Source organism: Streptomyces xylophagus (assembly GCF_000716435.1).
Taxonomy (GTDB): domain Bacteria; phylum Actinomycetota; class Actinomycetes; order Streptomycetales; family Streptomycetaceae; genus Streptomyces; species Streptomyces xylophagus.
The window spans coordinates 707,098-723,688 of sequence record NZ_JNWO01000007.1 but is presented as its reverse complement, the minus strand read 5'-3'; the positions used below and the strand labels follow the sequence as shown (position 1 = coordinate 723,688).

Sequence of the window (16,591 nt, the reverse complement as noted above, 5' to 3'; positions counted from 1 at the left end):
GAGGTCAAGCGTGTGGTCGAGCCGGTGCATGAGGCTGGACTCGGCCGTAGGGCCTCCGGGTATCGTTCAGTGCACGGACGAATATGACTTCGGGAGGGCGCATGGCCGCGGTGGACCTCACCACCCATCCCGGGCACCTCGCCCGGCGACTGCAGCAGGCGCACTATCTGCTGTGGAACACGATGGTCTCCGAGGAGATCACCTCGCCGCAGTTCGCGGTGCTCAACGCGCTCGTCGACGAGCCGGGGCTCGACCAGCGCACGGTGGGGGAGCGGGTGGGCCTGGACCGGTCGACCATCGCCGAGGTGATCAGTCGGCTGAGTCGACGCGGGCTGCTCGACAAGGTGCGCGATCAGCAGGACGGCCGCCGGTTCCTGCTGTGCCTCACCGACGACGGCATGCGCACCCACCGCAAGCTGATCGTGCGGACGGCCCGGATGAACCAGGTCTTCCTCGCGCCGCTCTCCGCCGACGAACAGACCGTCTTCTTCGACCTCATCCAACGGGTCGCGGACGCGGCGGAGGGGCTCCGTAATCCGGGGGAGCCCCTCACCGTCCACCGTTGACCCTTGGTCACTCCCGACGTCAGGACTTCGCGAACACCACCCAGACCTGGCCCTTCGCGAAGTTCACCGGTGTTCCGTCCGGCGTGGTGAACTCTGTTCCGTCCGTGGCCTTTTGGCGCTTCCAGTCGACGCTGTACGTACGACCGTCCCGCAGGACGTCCGCCTTTCCGGAGCCGACGGTCACGGTGTAGGGCGTGTTGTTGCCGAGGACGTCGTGGTAGACGGACCTGCGGATCTTCACGTACTGGATGACGACCGTCGCCGGGGCCACCCGCTTGCCGCTGGTCGTCACGGTGGGTGTGCCGTCCTCGGTGACCAGCCAGCGGTGCTTGCTCCCGGACCAGGTGAAGGTGAAGCGGGCCGCCGGATAGCGCACGGTGCGGGAGGCCGTGGCCGTGCCGCCCGCAGGGGCCGCGCCGTAGCGGAAACCGGTGGTCAGGGCCGCCGCGCCCGGCGCGGAGGAGAGCAGCTTGTTCGGGCGGAGGTAGAGGTTGTGCGGGGCGGACTTGTCGACACCCCGGTAGTAGGCGCTGGCCACCTCGTCGGGTGACGCCGATCGGAGCGGGGCCTTGGCGATCAGCGGCAGCAGCTTGTGCTGTGCCCCGGAGAAGGCCAGCGTCGGGTCGTTGAACTGGCGCAGCAGCTCCAGGTCGGAGACGCGGGCGCTGCGCACCGGTCCGACGGACTTGGGCAGCTTGGTGGCGAACACCGCCATCAGCCGGCTCAGTCCGCCCTCGACCTGCTCCGCGTACACGATGTCCGCCGAGTCCAGGCCTGTCTGCGGGCGGGCCTCGGGAACGTTGTCGATCTTCACCGCGAGCACCTGACCTGCGGCGGGGGCGACCGTGCCGCCGCCACTCGGGCTCTCGGCCGGGCTCTGCGTGGGCGGCTGGCTCTGTCCGCGCCCGTCGTCGACGGGGCTGCCGTGATGTGCCGTGCAGCCCACCGCCAGGGAGGCCGTCATCGTGGCGGCAAGCAGCGCCACTCTCGTCGCGCCGCGCCGCCGAGGCGCCCTTTGTCCCATGCCCACCGTTGCCACCAAGTCTGTGTTTTCGATTGTGCGCTTATAAGTTCATTGATGGCCATACCCGCTCGGTTGTGTTTGTGCGCGCTGATTGGGCCGATCGGCCCACCGGGAAATGCGGAGGAGGTCAGTCCGGAGAGCCCTCCGAGTCCTGCGCATCCTCCGAGTTCTGCGGGCCGAGGATCTCCGCGAGTTCGTAGCCGACCGGCTCGTCCAGCTGCGCGTACGTGCAGCTCTCGGGCGTGCGGTCCGGGCGCCAGCGGCGGAAACGCGCCGTGTGCCGGAAGCGTGCGCCGTTCTCCATGTGGTCGTACGCCACCTCGGCCACCCACTCCGGCCGCAGCGGCACCCAGGAGAGGTCCTTCTTGCCCGACCAGCGGCTCGGTGCACCCGGCAGCCGGGCCGTCTCGTGGGCGGACTCCTCCGCCCAGGCCGCCCACGGATGCCCTGTCGGGTCGTCCATGCGCAGCGGCTCCAACTCCTCGATCAGCTCGGCGCGCCGCTTCATGGTGAACGCGGCGGACACGCCCACGTGTTGCAGGGCGCCCCGCTCGTCGTAGAGGCCGAGAAGGAGCGAACCCACGACGGGGCCGCTCTTGTGGAGGCGGTAGCCGGCGACGACGACATCCGCGGTCCGCTCGTGCTTGATCTTGTACATGGCGCGCTCGTCCTGGCGGTAGCGCAGGTCGAGCGGCTTCGCCACGACACCGTCGAGCCCGGCGCCCTCGTACTGCTCGAACCAGCGCCGCGCCACCTCGATGTCGGTGGTCGCGGGCGCCAGATGCACGGGCGCGGTCGCGCCGAACAGCGCCCGGGCGAGGAGCGCTCGACGGTCGCCGAGGGGCACGTCCAGGAGCGACTCGTCGGCCAGGGCCAGCAGGTCGAAGGCGACGAAGGAGGCCGGGGTCCGCTCGGCCAGCGTCCGTACCCGCGAGTCGGCCGGGTGGATGCGCTCGGTCAGCGCGTCGAAGTCGAGCCGCCCCTCCCGGGCGATCACGATCTCCCCGTCCAGCACGCAGCGCTCCGGCACCCGTTCCTTCAGTGCCTCGACCAGCTCGGGAAAGTACCTGGTCAACGGCTTTCCGTTACGGCTGCCCAGCTCGACCTCCGCGCCGTCACGGAACACGATCGCCCGGAAGCCGTCCCACTTCGCCTCGTAGTGCATGTCCGGCGGAATCCTCGCCACCGACTTGGCGAGCATCGGCTTCACGGGCGGCATCACCGGCAGATCCATGACTCCGATTCTGCGCTCGTACGTCGCTTGTCGCCCGGTGTGCGAGGTATGCGCGGCAGGCCTACCGTGGCTCGCATGGGCGAAGCGGTGGAACTGGAGGCGGGCGGCCGGACCGTACGGCTGTCCAGCCCAGGCAAGATCTTCTTCCCGGAGCGCGGCTTCACCAAGCTGGACCTCGCGCGCTACTACATCGCGGTCGGCCCGGGAATCCTGCGCGCCCTGCGCAACCGCCCCACCACCCTGGAGCGCTATCCGGACGGGGTCGAGGGCGAGAACTTCTTCCAGAAGCGGGCGCCCAAGAACATGCCCGACTGGATCCCGACCGCCCACATCACCTTCCCCAGCGGACGCAGCGCCGACGAGATGTGCCCCACCGAGGAGGCCGCCGTCCTGTGGGCCGCCCAGTACGGCACGCTCACCTTCCACCCCTGGCCGGTCCGGCGCGACGACGTCGACAGCCCCGACGAACTCCGCATCGACCTCGACCCGCAGCCCGGCACCGACTACGACGACGCGGTCCGCGCCGCCCACGAACTGCGCGCCGTACTCGACGAGTTCGGCGGTCTGAAGGGCTTCCCCAAGACCTCCGGCGGACGCGGCCTGCACGTCTTCGTACCGATCGAGCCCAACTGGACCTTCACCCAGGTCCGCCGTGCGGCCATCGCCGTCGGCCGCGAACTGGAACGCCGGATGCCCGACCAGGTGACGATCAAGTGGTGGAAGGAGGAGCGCGGCGAACGCATCTTCGTCGACTACAACCAGACCGCCCGCGACCGCACCATCGCCTCCGCCTATTCCGTACGACCCCGCCCGCACGCCCCCGTCTCGGCACCCCTGCGCTGGGACGAGGTGGACACCGCGCACCCCCGCGACTTCGACCTCGCGACCATGCCGGCCCGGTTCGCCGAACTCGGCGACGTGCACGCCGACATGGACGACCACCGCTACTCCCTCGACGCCCTCCTCGAACTCGCCCGCCGCGACGAACACGACCACGGGCTCGGTGATCTGCCGTACCCGCCGGAGTATCCGAAGATGCCGGGAGAGCCGAAGAGGGTGCAGCCGAGCCGGGCGAAGAAGGACCCCGACGCCACCCCTGACGGATCATGAAGGTATGACGCGCCTCCTGACTCGAAGCGACCTCGGTGACCTCCTGGAACCCTCGGCCTGTCTCGCGGCGCTGCGCGACGGCTTCCGCGCCGTGGGGGCCGAGCCGGCGATCCCGGGCCAACGGGTGCGCACCGACCTGCCGTTCCCCGGTACGGCCACCGCGCTGATACCCGGACTGCTGCCCGGCATCGAGGCCTACACGGTGAAGGTCAACGCCAAGTTCCCTGAAGCGCGGCCCGCGTTGAGGGGGGTGATCTGCCTGCACAGCGGCACGAACGGCGAGTTGCTCGCCCTGCTGGACTCGGCGACGGTGACCGCGTGGCGTACGGGACTGGCGGCGGCACTGGGCACCCACGTCCTGGCGGGCCCGGCGGAGAGTGCCGTGGTGGGGGTGGTCGGCGCGGGGGCGCAGGCCGAGTTGATGGTGCGGGGGCTGGGCGCGCTGCGGTCGTACGGTGAACTCCTCGTCCACGACACGGACTTGGACCGTGCGGCCGAGTTCGCCGTACGGCACGGCGGCCGGGTGCTGGGCTCGGCGACGGAGATCGCCTCGGCCGCCGACATCGTGCTCCTTGCGACCTGGTCCCGCACCCCGCTGCTGTCCCTCCCGGACACCCGCGCGGGCCAGCACTTCACCAGTCTCGGTGCCGACGAACCGGGCAAGCGGGAACTCGCCGCGGACCTGCTCGACGCGGCGCTCGTCGTCGTCGACGACCGCCAACTGGTCGCTTCTGTGGGCGCGTTGGCGCCGGACGACATCGACACGACACTCGGCGACGTACTGCGCGGCGACCACCCGGGCCGCACCGACGCCACCGCCCGCTCGGTGTACGCCCCCGTCGGGCTCCCCTGGCAGGACCTGGCGCTCGCCTGGCTGGCGTACCGGCGTGCGGAGGAGGACGGGGTCGGGCGGCGGGTGAATCTGCTGGGGTGACCCAGGGGATCTCGTCGAGTTGGGAGCGCTCTCACCGTCCGGTCCCGCCGCGGCTATCCTGATCCGCAGCATCGAGGAGGGGTCCAGAAGTGACCGAGACAGCAGCGCGTCCCACGTTGGAGGCCGTGGCCGCGCGGGCGGGGGTGTCGCGGGCCACCGTGTCCCGGGTGGTCAACGGCGGGGACGGGGTGCGGGAGACACTCGTCGAGCGGGTGCGGCAGGCCGTCGAGGAACTCGGCTACGTCCCCAATCAGGCGGCCCGGAGCCTGGTGACCAAGCGGCACGACGCCATCGCCGTGGTGATCGCCGAACCGGAGACCCGGGTCTTCGCCGACCCCTTCTTCGCCATGCAACTGAGGGGTATCAGCAAGGAGTTGACGTCCCACGACTCCCAACTCGTGCTGCTCCTCACGGAAGGACGCGACGACCACGCCCGCGTCGGCCGCTATCTCGCCGGTGGCCATGTGGACGGCGCGCTCGTCTTCTCCCTGCACCTCGACGACCCGCTGCCCGGACTGATCCAACGGGCGGGCGTCCCCACGGTGTTCGGCGGCCGGCCCTGCTGGAGCGAGGGGACGCGCGCCTCCGGGCCCACGGTGTACGTCGACTGCGACAACCGGGGCGGCGCCCGCGAGGCCGTACGGCATCTCGTCGGGCTCGGCCGCACCCGGATCGCGCACATCACCGGCGCGCTCGACCAGACCTCCGCGGTGGACCGGCTCGACGGGTTCCGGGACGTCATGGTCGACGTGGATCCGCGGCTGATCGTGGAGAGCGACTTCACGCCGGGCGGCGGTGAGCGCGCGATGCGGGAACTCCTGGACCGCTGCCCCGACGTGGACGCCGTGTTCGCCGCCAACGACCTCACCGCCTACGGCGCCCTGAAGGTGCTGCGCGAGGAGGGGCTGCGGGTGCCCGAGGACGTGGCCGTGATCGGCTTCGATGACATGCTTCCGGTCGCCGAGCAGACCGATCCGCCGCTCACGACCGTCCGTCAGGACATAGAGGAGATGGGCCGGTTGATGGCCCGCCTGCTGCTGCGCGGCCTCGACCGCCGGGGAGTCAGGGACGGCATCGGAGGCGCGCCGTCCAGCGTGATCCTGCCGACCACGCTGGTCCACCGCGCCTCCGCCTAGGACTTGCCTTCGGCGCCGGGCTTCGTCAGCCCCGCGGCGGCTCGCTCTTGATGATCGCGAAGCGGGCGCCGTGGGGGTCGGTGAGCTGGGCCATGCGGCCGACGCCCTCCATGGTGGCGGCGGGCACGGTGACCTTGCCGCCCGTCTCCAGCGCCTTTGCCACGGTCGCGTCCACGTCGGCGACCTCGAAGTAGGCCAGCCAGTACGCCCCCGCGGCCGTCCCGGTCGCGTCGAAGTCGAGCGGGACGATACCGCCGAACATCGCGTCCTCACCGAGGCCGGCCGGGTTGATACAGGTGTAGTCGACGCCCGCCATGGGAGCGGCCGAGGTCTCCAGACCGAGTGAGGCGTAGTAGAACGCGGCCGCCGCGGCGATGTCCGGCGTGTACAGCTCGACCCAGGTCAGCGAACCGGGGTCGCCCGCCACGTCAACACCCTTGGTCCGCCCCGGCTGCCAGATGCCGAACGCCGCGCCCGCCGGGTCTCGGAGGACGGCCATGTGTCCCTCGCCCATCACGTCCATCGGCTGGAACAGGACCGCGCCGTGCGCCTGTTCCACCGTCTTGGCCGTGGCCTCCGCGTCCGGGCTCTGGAAATACACGGTCCAGGCCGACGAGTCGTGCTCCGGGGGCAGTGGCATGCCACCGGCGACGGTCTTTCCGTCGAGTTGGAAGAAGCCGTAGCCGCCGGCTTCGGGTCCCGCCGACTGGAACTGCCAGCCGAAGAGACCGCCGTAGAAGGAGATGGCGCCGTCGATGTCGGGTGAGCCGACGTCCAGCCAGTTCGGAGCGCCGTTGACGAAACGGGTGGTGAGCATCTTTGCCCTCCTCATTGAAGGGTCCCGTGGGGCAGGGTCCCGTTCTCTGCACAGCCGAGTCTCGCACCGCCCACTGACAATCGCTGCCGGAGCGGCAGGGCGCGTCGGGGATACGGTCGCGATTACCCTCGGTGACCGCTGAAGTTCTCCGTGTTTTCATCGGGTTCCGCGCGCCGCCGTGCGCCGGTGCGGGCGCGGGGCCATCATCAAGGCGGCCGGAGGCCTCGGAGCGCGGCGTTGATCCCGCGTTGATCGAACGTTTTTCGCCGGACGGCACGATCCTGGCCATGCACATCGACACGGTCACCTCGCCCGACCTGGACTGGCAGCAGGAGGCGTTGTGCGCTCAGACCGGGGCGGACTTCTTCTTCCCCGAGCCCGGCAGCTCCGTCAGGGAAGCGAAGCGGATCTGCGGCATGTGCCCGATCCGGTCCGCCTGCCTGGAGTTCGCCCTCGACAACGACGAACGCTTCGGAGTGTGGGGCGGTCTGTCGGAGAAGGAACGCCTGGAGATCAGACGCAACTCCCGCTGAACGGGGTCGCCCGGCTGAACAGGGCCGTCTCTTCGGTACAGGGCCGTTTATTCGGTACGGCCCGCGCGCGGGAGTGCGGTTAGGATCCGGGGGCGCACCCGGGCGTAGCGCAGAGGCAGGCGCACGTCGTGCTCTGACGAATCACATCGGTTCGAATCCGATCCCCGGGCTGCGTTCGGGGGCCCTGTAGAGCAGAGGCAGACTCGCCGCCTTGGCAAGGTGGATACGCCGGTTCGAATCCGGCCGGGGCCCACTTCATGGCACGGCCGGGGCGGGAATCGATGACTGACGAGGGCGGGATCACCGAGGCGGAACTGGCGGCCTTCCATCACGCGGTGGGCAGGCTGCGGGAGTTGCCCGTCGACGATCCGGCGCGCCTGCGCGCGGAACAGGTCGCCGCGTCCTTCGCACGGGACGGACGGCTGCGGCGCCGCAAGGCCCGCGGCGCCGACATGTCCGCGGCCGACGCGGCGGTGATGGCGGCGACCGCGACGGGGGCGGTGGACCGGCGCGAGGACGCTCCATTGAGTTCGGCGGGCGAGCTTGCTCCTGTGGACGCCGGGGGCGTTTATCGCAAGCCGCGTGGTTGCTATGTCTGCAAGTCGCCCTATCGACAGGTGGATTCCTTCTACCACCGGCTGTGTCCCGACTGCGCCGCCGACAACTCCGCGCGCCGGGCGCTGAGTACGGATCTCAGCGGGCGCCGGGTACTGCTCACCGGCGGGCGGGTGAAGATCGGCTTCCAGTTGGCGCTGATGATGCTGCGGGACGGCGCGGAGGTGCTGGTCACCTCGCGGTTCCCGCACGACACCGTGCGCCGCTTCCGCGCGGAACCCGGTAGCGGGAAGTGGCTGGACCGGCTGACGGTGCTCGCCGTGGACCTCCGGGACCCGCGCCAAGTGCTGGGCCTGTGCGAGGAGTTGCGGCAGGCGGGCGAGCCGCTGGACATCCTCGTCAACAACGCCGCGCAGACCCTACGACGCCCTCCGCAGTCGTACGCGCTCCTGGCTGCGGGGGAGCGCGACGCCCTGCCCGCGGGGGCGCGGCAGGCGCCGGGCTTCACGCCGATGCGGATGCTCGTGGGCGGGGCCTCGGCGCTGCCCGTCGTACTGCGCGAGGCGGATGAGGCCGGTCTGCTGCCCGACCCGTCTCCGGAGAACTCCTGGTCGGCGCGGCTCGGCGCCCTCGACCCGGCGGAGGTCCTGGAGACCCAGCTCGTCAACGCACTCGCCCCCGCCCTGCTGTGCGATCGGCTGTTGCCCCTGCTGCTCGCCTCGCCGCGCCCACGCCGGTACGTCGTCAACGTCACCGCCGTCGAGGGCCGGTTCGCCGTACGGAACAAGACGGCCGGCCATCCCCACACCAACATGGCCAAGGCCGCCCTCAACATGCTCACCCGCACCAGCGCCGCCGAACTCGCCGACCAGGGCGTCCACATGTGCGCCGTCGACACGGGCTGGATCACGGACGAGAACCCCGCGCCCAAGAAGGGCCGTATGGCGGAAGCCGGTTTCCGCACACCGCTGGACATCGTGGACGGCGCGGCCCGCGTCTACGACCCGATCGTGCGCGGCGAGTCAGGGGACCCGGTGTCCGGGGTGTTCCTCAAGGACTATCGGGAGGCGGCGTGGTGAGCGGGGACGGGGAGGACATGGGAGACGCCGGCGAGCCTGTGGCGGAGGCTGAGACGGCGATCGGCTTCGCCGGTGTGGCCTACGTCCCGCCGCAGCCCGTCGCTGAACTCGGGCCGCTGCTCGACTGGTTGAGGGCTGGTCGGCCCGCCGGGGAGCGGCTGGACTTCGCCGTGGGGACGGCGTTGCCGGACGGGCGACTCGATCTGTGCAAGCAGGGACTGGGGGCGGAGGGGGCCGCCCTGGTCGCCGAGGTGTTGGCCCAAGGGCCTTCGCCCGTACGGCACTTGCTGCTCGGCACCGACGGGCTCGGGGACGAGGGTGCCGAGGTCGTGGCCGCGGGGAGCGGGGACGTCGAGACGCTCTACCTCGGCTGCAACGGGATCACCGCCGGTGGTGCCTGTCGGATCGCCGACCAGTTGCGTGCCTCGCCGCAGGTCGTCACCGGGGTGTGGCTCAAGCGCAATCCCCTGGGCAGCGGTGGAGGGCGGGCGGCGGCCGAACTCGTCGAGTCCGCGCGGGCGTTGCGCACGCTCGACCTCGTGCAGACCGGGCTCGATCCGGCGGGAGTGACCGTCCTCGCCGACGCGCTGCTCGCCGCCGCCGGCAACGGGCGTCGGATCGAGCGTCTCTTCGTCGGTGGCAACTCGCTCGGCGCGGACGGCGCCGTGCCCCTCGCCGCCGTCATCGCGGCGGGTGCGATCGACGAACTCTACGTATCCGCCGCCCGGTTGGGGGACACGGGCGCCCTCCTCCTCGCCGACTCCCTGGAGCGCGCGCCGTACGGACGGCTGACCCGGCTGTCCGTGGCCAGCAACGGCATCGGCCCGCGGGCCGCGGCGCGCCTGGTGACCGCTGCCACCGCGGCCGGGGTCGGTCTGCTGGACCTCGGCCGGGTGAGGGCAGCGGCTGTGCTCGGCGCGGGCGACAACCACGTCGATCTGCGCGCCGCCGAGAGCATCGCCCAGGCCCTCGTGGGCGCCGAGCACCGCCTCACCCACCTCGTCCTGTCCCACACGGGGATGCGCAGCCGCGAGGCCCACCGCCTCCTCGACACGGCACCCCGCGCGCTCACTCCCACCCGCTTCGTCCTCGGGCAGGGGATCGCCGCCAGCATCAAGCGCCGCCTGGAGTCCCTCACAGCCCATCTCCCCGCACCACCACTCGCCCCCGACGTGGCCGCCGTACGCAGCGTGCACCGCACGGCGCGGCCGGGGGAGGCCGAGCACTAGGTCAGCGACGCGCCATCCCCGTGAAGATGTCCGTCCAGAACCGCTGTTGCTGGGCCGACGCGCCCACCAGATACGTCGCCCGGAGCTTCGCCGGCAGCAGGGCCACCATGCGGGCCACCACCGCGCGGTGTTTCTTCAGCTGGGACAACTCCGCGTTGGCCAGGATCTGGTGGACCACGTCGCTGTCGTTGCCGCCCTCGTCGGTGTGCTCGGCGGCGCGGCGCAGCCGGGCCTCCCAGACGTCCGCGTCACGGGCCAGTTCGCGCAGGCCCGTCACCGGGCGGCCCTTGAAGCGGTCGATCAGGGCGGTGAGCGGCACGGGCGCGTACTCGCCGTCGCCGAGATAGACCGTCGCCATCTCCAACGGCAGCCCTCGCCGGTGCAGCTTGATGAGCCGCTCCAGCGTGCGCTTGGTGATCCAGGCACGGCCCTCGTCGTCGATGTCGTGCTTCCACCACTCCAGCACCGTCTCCGCGTCCGAGCCGTACCGCGCGAGCAGCCACTCGTTCGCCGGGATGTCCTCCGGCTCCACCGTCAGCGAGGCCGTGAACCGGGTCGCCTGCGCGATGTTGTTCCGCGAGACCAGCAGCTTGCGGCCCAGATGGTACGGCGGGTTCTGGACGGCGATCTGCGCCCGCAGGTTCTCGATCCGCCGCCCCGCCAGTGACCACTCCTGGGTGATCTCCATGAGTTTGGCGAACGCTGCCTTGTCCTTGGGGCGGTTGTACTCGTCCCACACGATCGCCTTGGCATCCGGCCCGGTGAAGTTCGCGGCCAGCAGGTTGTCCAGGGTGCCGTCCGCCGAGGGGATCGGCGCGCACAGGTCCTCGACGTTCGTCACCGGGAGCGAGAAGTACAGCGGCTCCCGGCCCAGGCCGGCGCGGACCGTCTCCCGGACCAGCTCCGTCTTGCCGCACCCGGGCGGCCCTTGCAGCAGCACCGTCCAGCGGTTGCGCAGCGCGGCCCGCACCACCTGCCGTACCGGGTCGGGAATCGTGGCCGGGTTGGGCACGCCGAGGGCCTGGGCGACGCGGTCCAGGATCTCCGCCGTGCGGTTCTGGCCGGGCTTTCCGTCGGGGCCGGGCTCGGCCAGCCGCAGCCGCTCGCCGTCGATCAGGGGCAGGCCCCAGCGGAGCGGGAAGCCCTCCTTCGCGTTGGCCAGGACGTGGTCCAGCGTGCGCGGGGAGAGCAGCTCGCGCAGCGCGGGGGAGAGCGACGCCCAGACACTGAACACCGAACTGAGGTCCCAGGGGCGGTACTTGGCGGCCAGATGCCGACGCCAGGACGTGTCGTTCGCCGTGATCCGCATCGTGACCATACGGTCGAGCAGCGCGAGGTCGCCGCGCCGGGCCGACGTCTCGGACAGCGACTCGTTGTCGGTGAGGAAGACACCGACGCAGCCCAGGGCGCGCAGATCGTGCTCGCCGAGCGTCCAGTTGCAGGCGATCTGCATCAGCTGCGACTGGATCGTGTCGCCCGCCTGCAGCGAGTCGTCGATGAGCAGCACGAACGGCGTGCCCGGCTTCAACTGGCTCATCACCAGCTGGCGCAGCACGAGTTCACCGGTGTGCGGGTCCCGCACCGGCGCGTTGATCAGCAGGTCGTCCGGCGTCAGGTTCGCCGCCGGGACGTACACCAGCGCGGTGCCCGGATGGGCGCGGCCGATGTGGGAGAAGAACGTCGCCGTCTTGCCGATGCCGTGCTCGCCGAAGATCTGCCCGGTCTGCCCCATGTCGATCATCGCGTCGATGAACGACTCGAGGCGCGACGGCTCACGCCGGCCGTGCTCGGCCGCCGGGGTCGTCAACTGCCCTGTCTCCATGGTCATTTACCGCGATCCTGTCGTGACGCGATGGCAGTCCATCGCCGGGGTGTGCGCCTCGGGCCACTCGCTGCCGCCCTCGGTGATCAGCCAGATCCACTTGTCCGGCTCGGCGGGTGTGACCGCCGGCGCGTACCCGTCGGTGAGCATCACGACCGCGTCCGGGGTGACGTCGAACCGGCGGCCGTTCACCTCCGTACGCCCCTCGACGTAGTCCGCGACCACCTGGAAGCTCGTGCCGCCACCGCCGTAGACGCGCTCGCCCGGCCTGAACGGCATCACCACGGCGTCGAAGGACAGCCAGTGGGCCTCGACCCCGTCGATGCGGCCGACGAGTTCGGTGAGCCAGGTGATCACGCGGTGCGGCATCGAGCCCGAGGTGTCGTACGCGATGACGAGCACCTTGTCCCGGACCGGGCCGCGGCGCGAGAGCATCGGGTCCTGGCCGAGGGCCGCGAGCAGTGCGCCCCGCTTCTTCGGGTACACCAGCCGCTCGCCGTCGCGCAGCTTCGAGCCGAGGACGTCGACGAGCCAGCGCTGCCACCAGTCGACCGTACGCGTGCGTGCCGTCTCACCGCGCAGCACGCCCGCGCCCAGGTTCCCCCAGATCCGGGCGGCCCGCGCGGAGCCGTCTTCCGTACGGCCCATCAGGTCGAGCAACTCCCGCTCCGCGCCCGCGTGTCCGCGCCGGGCCGCCAACAGGGAGTTCAGCAGCGCGGACGACGCCACGGCGTCCACGGTCTCCTGGTCGGCCGGTACACCGCCGTCCAGCAACAGGTGCACGCACAGGCGCTGTTCCGGGACCGGAGGGTGCCGCATCCGCTTCAGCTCGCCGTAGACCTTCATGTCGGTCGCGGTGAACTCCTCGTACGGGACGGGCTCCAGGCCGTGCGCGGTGAGGTCCTCGCGGTACAGCCGGTGGATCTTCCGGGGGTCGATGCCCGTCGGTTCGCCGTCCAGCAGGGGCAGTTCGGGTCGGCCCAGCCGGACCAGGGCGACATGGTTGATGGAGACCTCGGCGGCCAGCTCGAACACCGGGTCGTCGCGCAGCCCGGGGTCGGCGAACAGGTGGCGCTGCACCAGGTGGCGGGCCTCGTGGAACAGCACGAACTTCACGCCGTCCAGGCCGAGTCGGACGAAGAAGTCCGGGTTGAAGAGCAACAGGCAGGAGCCGTCACCGGAGGCGACCACGGCAGCCGTGTCCACCGCCGTGGTCGGGATCTGGTGATGGCACTTCGCGTACAGCCAGGACGCCACCGCCGACTCCGTCAGCCCGAAGTCCAGCAGCGCGGCCTCCTTCAGCCGCCGCGCCTCGGCGACCGTCGCCTGGTCCGCCGGCCGATACCGCTCCAGCGCCCTGCGGTCGGCCAGATCGACCACAGGGGTACGCCGACCCCGCTCCCCGTACGCCATCCCACGCCCCCCGCGCCGCATTTCCCCCAGTGCGTCATTGGTACCAGGGCCCACTGACATCGGGCCAAGGCATTACGCTCTGCCCCAAGGGCGGGGCCGTAGCGCAGAGGCAGGCGCACTGGTCTCCAGAACCGGAAACACGCTGGTTCGAATCCAGCCGCCCCGCCCCCCTCACGCGATGGCGCCCGCCGTCGCCACCAGCTCCAGCGCGTTCCCGTGGAACGTGTCGATCAGCTGCGCCAGCACCGACCAGGCGTCCTCGCGGTCGCCCAAGTGGTCGCGCACGAGCGGTCGTAGCGCGTCCTCGGCCTCGGCCACGCGCGCGGGGAACAGCAGTTGACCCGTGGAGAGCACCTTCAGGACGTGGGACGCGGGGCCCCAGGAGGTCGCGTAGTCGGCGGGGCCGTCCAGCACGCCGGCCTGCTCCACCCGGTGGGTGAACTTGCGGTGTGTGCCGAACTGGGCGCGCAGTGCGGGCGGACAGTCCGGGCGTATCGCCAGTGCCCAGCGCGCGTAGCCGGGCAGTGGGCGGTCCCGGTCCGCCTCGGAGACCGCCTGCCAGTCGGAGCGCTCCAGGACCATCGACGCGGCCGTCCGCGCGTCCCGCATGGAGGTGCCCTCGCGCAGGGCGCCGACCAGGCCGAAGCGGGTGAAGCTCTCGGGCACCGGCGGTTCCAGCTCCTGGCCCAGGCCCTCGACAACAGTCAAGGTCCCGTCGCCGGCGGGACCGAACGGCACGCCCCGGATGATGGCCCGCCGCATCGCGTTGTCCGCCGACACATGCCGCCAGACGCTGAGGTTCAGTTCCGGATCGTCCTCCTGCAGAACCCACAACAGCACCGAGGCCGGTACCGTCGTCCTCGTCCAGGACCACATCAGGACGTTGCGCCGCGCCTCGGCGCTCCTGTCGTCCTCCGGCTCCGGCAGCCCGATCCGCCGCCGTACCCGCTCGGCGTCGCCGCTGTCGATCAGGCCCAGCAGAAAGTCGACCGCCGCCCCTGACGTGCTGTTCTCACGCATGGCGGCATGATGCCGCAGCCGGGCCGCCGCCCGCACCGGCAAATCGATCGCCGGGCGGGCCGGGGCAGGTCGGGTCAGGCGCTCGCGCGGGCCGCCATGCGGGCCTTGCGGTTCGCCAGCTTCTCGTCGAACTTCGAGGCCTCGGAGTCCAGGCCGCCCATGTAGAGGCCGATCTCCTCCTGCGCCTGCTGTCCCTCGGGGCCGAGACCGTCGATCTCCATGACCTTCAGGAAGCGCAGCACGGGCTGGATGACGTCGTCGTGGTGGATGCGCAGGTTGTAGACCTCGCCGATGGCCATCTGGGCGGCGAACCGCTCGAAGCCGGGCATGCCGTGACCGGGCATCCGGAAGTTGACGAGGACGTCGCGCACGGCCTGCATGGTGAGGTCGGGGGCGAGCTCGAACGCCGCCTTCAGGAGGTTGCGGTAGAAGACCATGTGGAGGTTCTCGTCGGTCGCGATCCGGGCCAGCATGCGGTCGCAGACCGGGTCGCCCGACTGGTGGCCGGTGTTGCGGTGCGAGACACGCGTGGCCAGCTCCTGGAAGGCGACGTACGCCACGGAGTGCAGCATCGAGTGCCGGTTGTCCGACTCGAAGCCCTCGCTCATGTGCTGCATACGGAACGCTTCGAGCTTGTCCGGGTCGACCGCGCGGGAGGCGAGCAGGTAGTCCCGCATGACGATGCCGTGCCGGCCCTCCTCCGCCGTCCAGCGGTGCACCCAGGTGCCCCAGGCGCCGTCGCGGCCGAAGAGGGAGGCGATCTCGTGGTGGTAGCTGGGGAGGTTGTCCTCGGTGAGGAGGTTCACCACGAGGGCGATGCGGCCGATCTCGGTGACCTTGGACTGCTCCTTGTCCCAGGCCTCGCCGTCCTCGAAGAAGCCGGGGAAGTTGCGGCCGTCGCTCCAGGGCACGTACTCGTGGGGCATCCAGTCCTTGGTGACCTTGAGGTGCCGGTTGAGTTCCGTCTCGACGACTTCCTCGAGCGCGTACAGCAGCTTGGCGTCGGTCCAGACTGCGGGGCTGCCGAGGTGCGGGGAAGTGATCGTCACGGGGACTCCAGGGGGACGTGGTGCAAAACTGAACAAACCGGCGAGCGGTGCCGGGACCTGTGCAACTTACGGAATCGTAGGCTACGAACCCGTAGGTTACGAGACCGTAGGTTAAGGGCGCCGTAAAAGGTCGCTGTTCAGGCCGCATTCCCCGGAATTCTCGAACAGTGCCAGGACTGCAGGTCCCGGCGCCGAACGAGTGGTTCGATCACCCGGTCAGGCGTACAGATCCCGGAGCCTGACCGAGAGGCACGTCACACATCCTTCGAGCTTCTCGAACTCGCTGATGTCCACCACGACCGGCTCGTGGCCGAGGTCGGCGAGCAGGTCGGCCGTCTTGGGCGCGCTCGCCGCCATCAGCAGCTTGTCGCCGCCGAGCAGCACCACATGCGCACCGGCCTCCTCGGGCACCGACAGGAAGCGCGGGAACAGCGAGGGCCGGTCCACCTTCGGGATGTGGCCGAGCACCGTCCCGTCGGGCAGCGCGGTGACCGCCGATTTCAGATGCAGCACCTTGCTCACGGGCACGGTGACCACGCGCGCGCCGAGCGGCTCGAACACGGCCCGCAGCTGCTGCACACCGGCCGCGTTCGTACGACCGCCCCGGCCGACGTAGATCGTGTCGTCGACCTTGAGGACGTCACCGCCCTCCAGGGTGCCGGGCTCCCAGACCCAGTTCACCGAGCAGCCGAGCCGGGCCGCCGCCTCCTCGACCCCGCCCGTCTCCTCGCGCCGGGACTCGGCCCCGGGGCGGGTGATCAGCGCCACGTTCTTGTAGACGACCACCGCGTCCTCGACGAACACGGAGTCGGGGCAGTCGTCGGCCGGATCCACCTCGATGGTCTCCCAGCCGTGCACCCGCAGCGTCTGTACGTACGCCTCCCACTGCTCGAGGGCTTGCTCGACGTCGACCTTCTCCCGCTCGATGTGCGTGACCAGCCCTTCGGCCAGGCGCGGGCTGGGGCGGCGGACGAGGGCCTTCTTGCTGGGCACGAGCGGGACTCCGTATCGGCGGGATCGTTGCGGTGCGGGCGACGCGGCACCGATGGGCCATCATGCGTCACGTGTCC

15 protein-coding genes and 3 tRNA genes are annotated in these 16,591 nt (G+C 70.8%); 10 read left to right on the top strand and 8 right to left on the bottom strand.

Annotated features, from left to right (window positions below):
• The first annotated feature begins 101 nt into the window (after positions 1-101).
• Positions 102-566 carry a MarR family winged helix-turn-helix transcriptional regulator gene (locus tag OO70_RS18205; RefSeq protein WP_043671596.1) on the top strand — a complete coding sequence of 155 codons (465 nt, stop codon included), beginning with the start codon at positions 102-104 and terminating at the stop codon, positions 564-566.
• A gap of 19 nt (positions 567-585) precedes the next feature.
• On the opposite strand, the gene OO70_RS18200 is transcribed toward OO70_RS18205, so the two are convergent.
• On the bottom strand, positions 586-1,590 hold the full coding sequence (locus OO70_RS18200; RefSeq protein ID WP_043671594.1) for a DUF3048 domain-containing protein: 1,005 nt from the start codon (positions 1,588-1,590) through the stop codon (positions 586-588).
• 127 nt (positions 1,591-1,717) lie between these two features.
• The gene (locus tag OO70_RS18195) at positions 1,718-2,824 is read right to left on the bottom strand and encodes an ATP-dependent DNA ligase (RefSeq protein WP_051741345.1); all 1,107 of its coding nucleotides are present in this window, start codon (positions 2,822-2,824) and stop codon (positions 1,718-1,720) included.
• A gap of 75 nt (positions 2,825-2,899) precedes the next feature.
• On the opposite strand from OO70_RS18195, the gene ligD reads away from it, so the two are divergent.
• From ligD to OO70_RS18180, 3 genes are all read left to right on the top strand, one after another.
• On the top strand, positions 2,900-3,934 hold the full coding sequence (gene ligD, locus OO70_RS18190; protein ID WP_043671592.1) for a non-homologous end-joining DNA ligase: 1,035 nt from the start codon (positions 2,900-2,902) through the stop codon (positions 3,932-3,934).
• 4 nt (positions 3,935-3,938) lie between these two features.
• Positions 3,939-4,868 (top strand): ornithine cyclodeaminase family protein, encoded by a 930-nt coding sequence (locus tag OO70_RS18185; protein WP_043671591.1) that lies wholly within the window; start codon positions 3,939-3,941, stop codon positions 4,866-4,868.
• An 89-nt stretch (positions 4,869-4,957) separates the two neighbouring features.
• Positions 4,958-6,004 carry a LacI family DNA-binding transcriptional regulator gene (locus OO70_RS18180; RefSeq protein ID WP_043671589.1) on the top strand — a complete coding sequence of 349 codons (1,047 nt, stop codon included), beginning with the start codon at positions 4,958-4,960 and terminating at the stop codon, positions 6,002-6,004.
• A 25-nt stretch (positions 6,005-6,029) separates the two neighbouring features.
• On the opposite strand, the gene OO70_RS18175 is transcribed toward OO70_RS18180, so the two are convergent.
• Positions 6,030-6,821, bottom strand: coding sequence for a VOC family protein (locus tag OO70_RS18175; protein ID WP_043671587.1), 792 nt, complete (start codon positions 6,819-6,821; stop codon positions 6,030-6,032).
• Positions 6,822-7,108: 287 nt separating this feature from the next.
• Between OO70_RS18175 and OO70_RS18170 the strand changes: the two genes are divergently transcribed.
• The 5 genes from OO70_RS18170 to OO70_RS18155 all read left to right on the top strand — a co-directional run bounded on the left by OO70_RS18170 (position 7,109) and on the right by OO70_RS18155 (position 10,217).
• Positions 7,109-7,354 (top strand): WhiB family transcriptional regulator, encoded by a 246-nt coding sequence (locus OO70_RS18170; RefSeq protein WP_199827333.1) that lies wholly within the window; start codon positions 7,109-7,111, stop codon positions 7,352-7,354.
• A gap of 97 nt (positions 7,355-7,451) precedes the next feature.
• Positions 7,452-7,524: transfer RNA gene (locus OO70_RS54640), tRNA-OTHER, on the top strand.
• Positions 7,525-7,534: 10 nt separating this feature from the next.
• Positions 7,535-7,606, top strand: a tRNA-Ala gene (locus OO70_RS18165).
• A 29-nt stretch (positions 7,607-7,635) separates the two neighbouring features.
• Positions 7,636-8,988, top strand: coding sequence for an SDR family NAD(P)-dependent oxidoreductase (locus OO70_RS18160; RefSeq protein ID WP_043671581.1), 1,353 nt, complete (start codon positions 7,636-7,638; stop codon positions 8,986-8,988).
• Positions 8,985-10,217, top strand: coding sequence for a leucine-rich repeat domain-containing protein (locus OO70_RS18155; RefSeq protein WP_234336862.1), 1,233 nt, complete (start codon positions 8,985-8,987; stop codon positions 10,215-10,217). The genes OO70_RS18160 and OO70_RS18155 overlap by 4 nt, the downstream gene beginning before the upstream one ends.
• Position 10,218: 1 nt before the next feature.
• On the opposite strand, the gene OO70_RS18150 is transcribed toward OO70_RS18155, so the two are convergent.
• Positions 10,219-12,045: an AAA family ATPase gene (locus tag OO70_RS18150; RefSeq protein ID WP_043671578.1), complete on the bottom strand. Its 1,827-nt coding sequence runs from the start codon at positions 12,043-12,045 to the stop codon at positions 10,219-10,221.
• The gene (locus tag OO70_RS18145; protein WP_043671575.1) at positions 12,046-13,452 is read right to left on the bottom strand and encodes a DUF2201 family putative metallopeptidase; all 1,407 of its coding nucleotides are present in this window, start codon (positions 13,450-13,452) and stop codon (positions 12,046-12,048) included. It lies immediately after the preceding gene.
• 90 nt (positions 13,453-13,542) lie between these two features.
• Here OO70_RS18145 and OO70_RS18140 point away from each other — a divergent pair.
• Positions 13,543-13,619 (top strand) — tRNA-Trp (locus tag OO70_RS18140).
• Between the two features lie 4 nt (positions 13,620-13,623).
• Here the strand turns inward: OO70_RS18140 and OO70_RS18135 are convergent.
• The 3 genes from OO70_RS18135 to ddaH all read right to left on the bottom strand — a co-directional run bounded on the left by OO70_RS18135 (position 13,624) and on the right by ddaH (position 16,514).
• Positions 13,624-14,472, bottom strand: a complete 849-nt coding sequence (locus OO70_RS18135) for a hypothetical protein (protein ID WP_043672719.1) — start codon at positions 14,470-14,472, stop codon at positions 13,624-13,626.
• A gap of 74 nt (positions 14,473-14,546) precedes the next feature.
• The gene (locus OO70_RS18130; protein WP_043671572.1) at positions 14,547-15,521 is read right to left on the bottom strand and encodes an acyl-ACP desaturase; all 975 of its coding nucleotides are present in this window, start codon (positions 15,519-15,521) and stop codon (positions 14,547-14,549) included.
• A gap of 216 nt (positions 15,522-15,737) precedes the next feature.
• A complete protein-coding gene (ddaH, locus tag OO70_RS18125) occupies positions 15,738-16,514 on the bottom strand; it encodes a dimethylargininase (RefSeq protein ID WP_043671569.1) in 777 nt (258 codons plus the stop codon).
• Positions 16,515-16,591 lie beyond the last annotated feature (77 nt).

What these genes read in the sequence shown, in the direction of transcription:
- OO70_RS18205 (WP_043671596.1), top strand. Translation starts at nt 102, where the DNA reads ATGGCCGCGGTGGACCTCACCACCCATCCCGGGCACCTCGCCCGGCGA.
- OO70_RS18200 (WP_043671594.1), bottom strand. Translation starts at nt 1,590, where the DNA reads ATGGGACAAAGGGCGCCTCGGCGGCGCGGCGCGACGAGAGTGGCGCTG.
- OO70_RS18195 (WP_051741345.1), bottom strand. Translation starts at nt 2,824, where the DNA reads ATGGATCTGCCGGTGATGCCGCCCGTGAAGCCGATGCTCGCCAAGTCG.
- ligD (WP_043671592.1), top strand. Translation starts at nt 2,900, where the DNA reads ATGGGCGAAGCGGTGGAACTGGAGGCGGGCGGCCGGACCGTACGGCTG.
- OO70_RS18185 (WP_043671591.1), top strand. Translation starts at nt 3,939, where the DNA reads ATGACGCGCCTCCTGACTCGAAGCGACCTCGGTGACCTCCTGGAACCC.
- OO70_RS18175 (WP_043671587.1), bottom strand. Translation starts at nt 6,821, where the DNA reads ATGCTCACCACCCGTTTCGTCAACGGCGCTCCGAACTGGCTGGACGTC.
- OO70_RS18170 (WP_199827333.1), top strand. Translation starts at nt 7,109, where the DNA reads ATGCACATCGACACGGTCACCTCGCCCGACCTGGACTGGCAGCAGGAG.
- OO70_RS18160 (WP_043671581.1), top strand. Translation starts at nt 7,636, where the DNA reads ATGACTGACGAGGGCGGGATCACCGAGGCGGAACTGGCGGCCTTCCAT.
- OO70_RS18150 (WP_043671578.1), bottom strand. Translation starts at nt 12,045, where the DNA reads ATGACCATGGAGACAGGGCAGTTGACGACCCCGGCGGCCGAGCACGGC.
- OO70_RS18145 (WP_043671575.1), bottom strand. Translation starts at nt 13,452, where the DNA reads ATGGCGTACGGGGAGCGGGGTCGGCGTACCCCTGTGGTCGATCTGGCC.
- OO70_RS18135 (WP_043672719.1), bottom strand. Translation starts at nt 14,472, where the DNA reads ATGCGTGAGAACAGCACGTCAGGGGCGGCGGTCGACTTTCTGCTGGGC.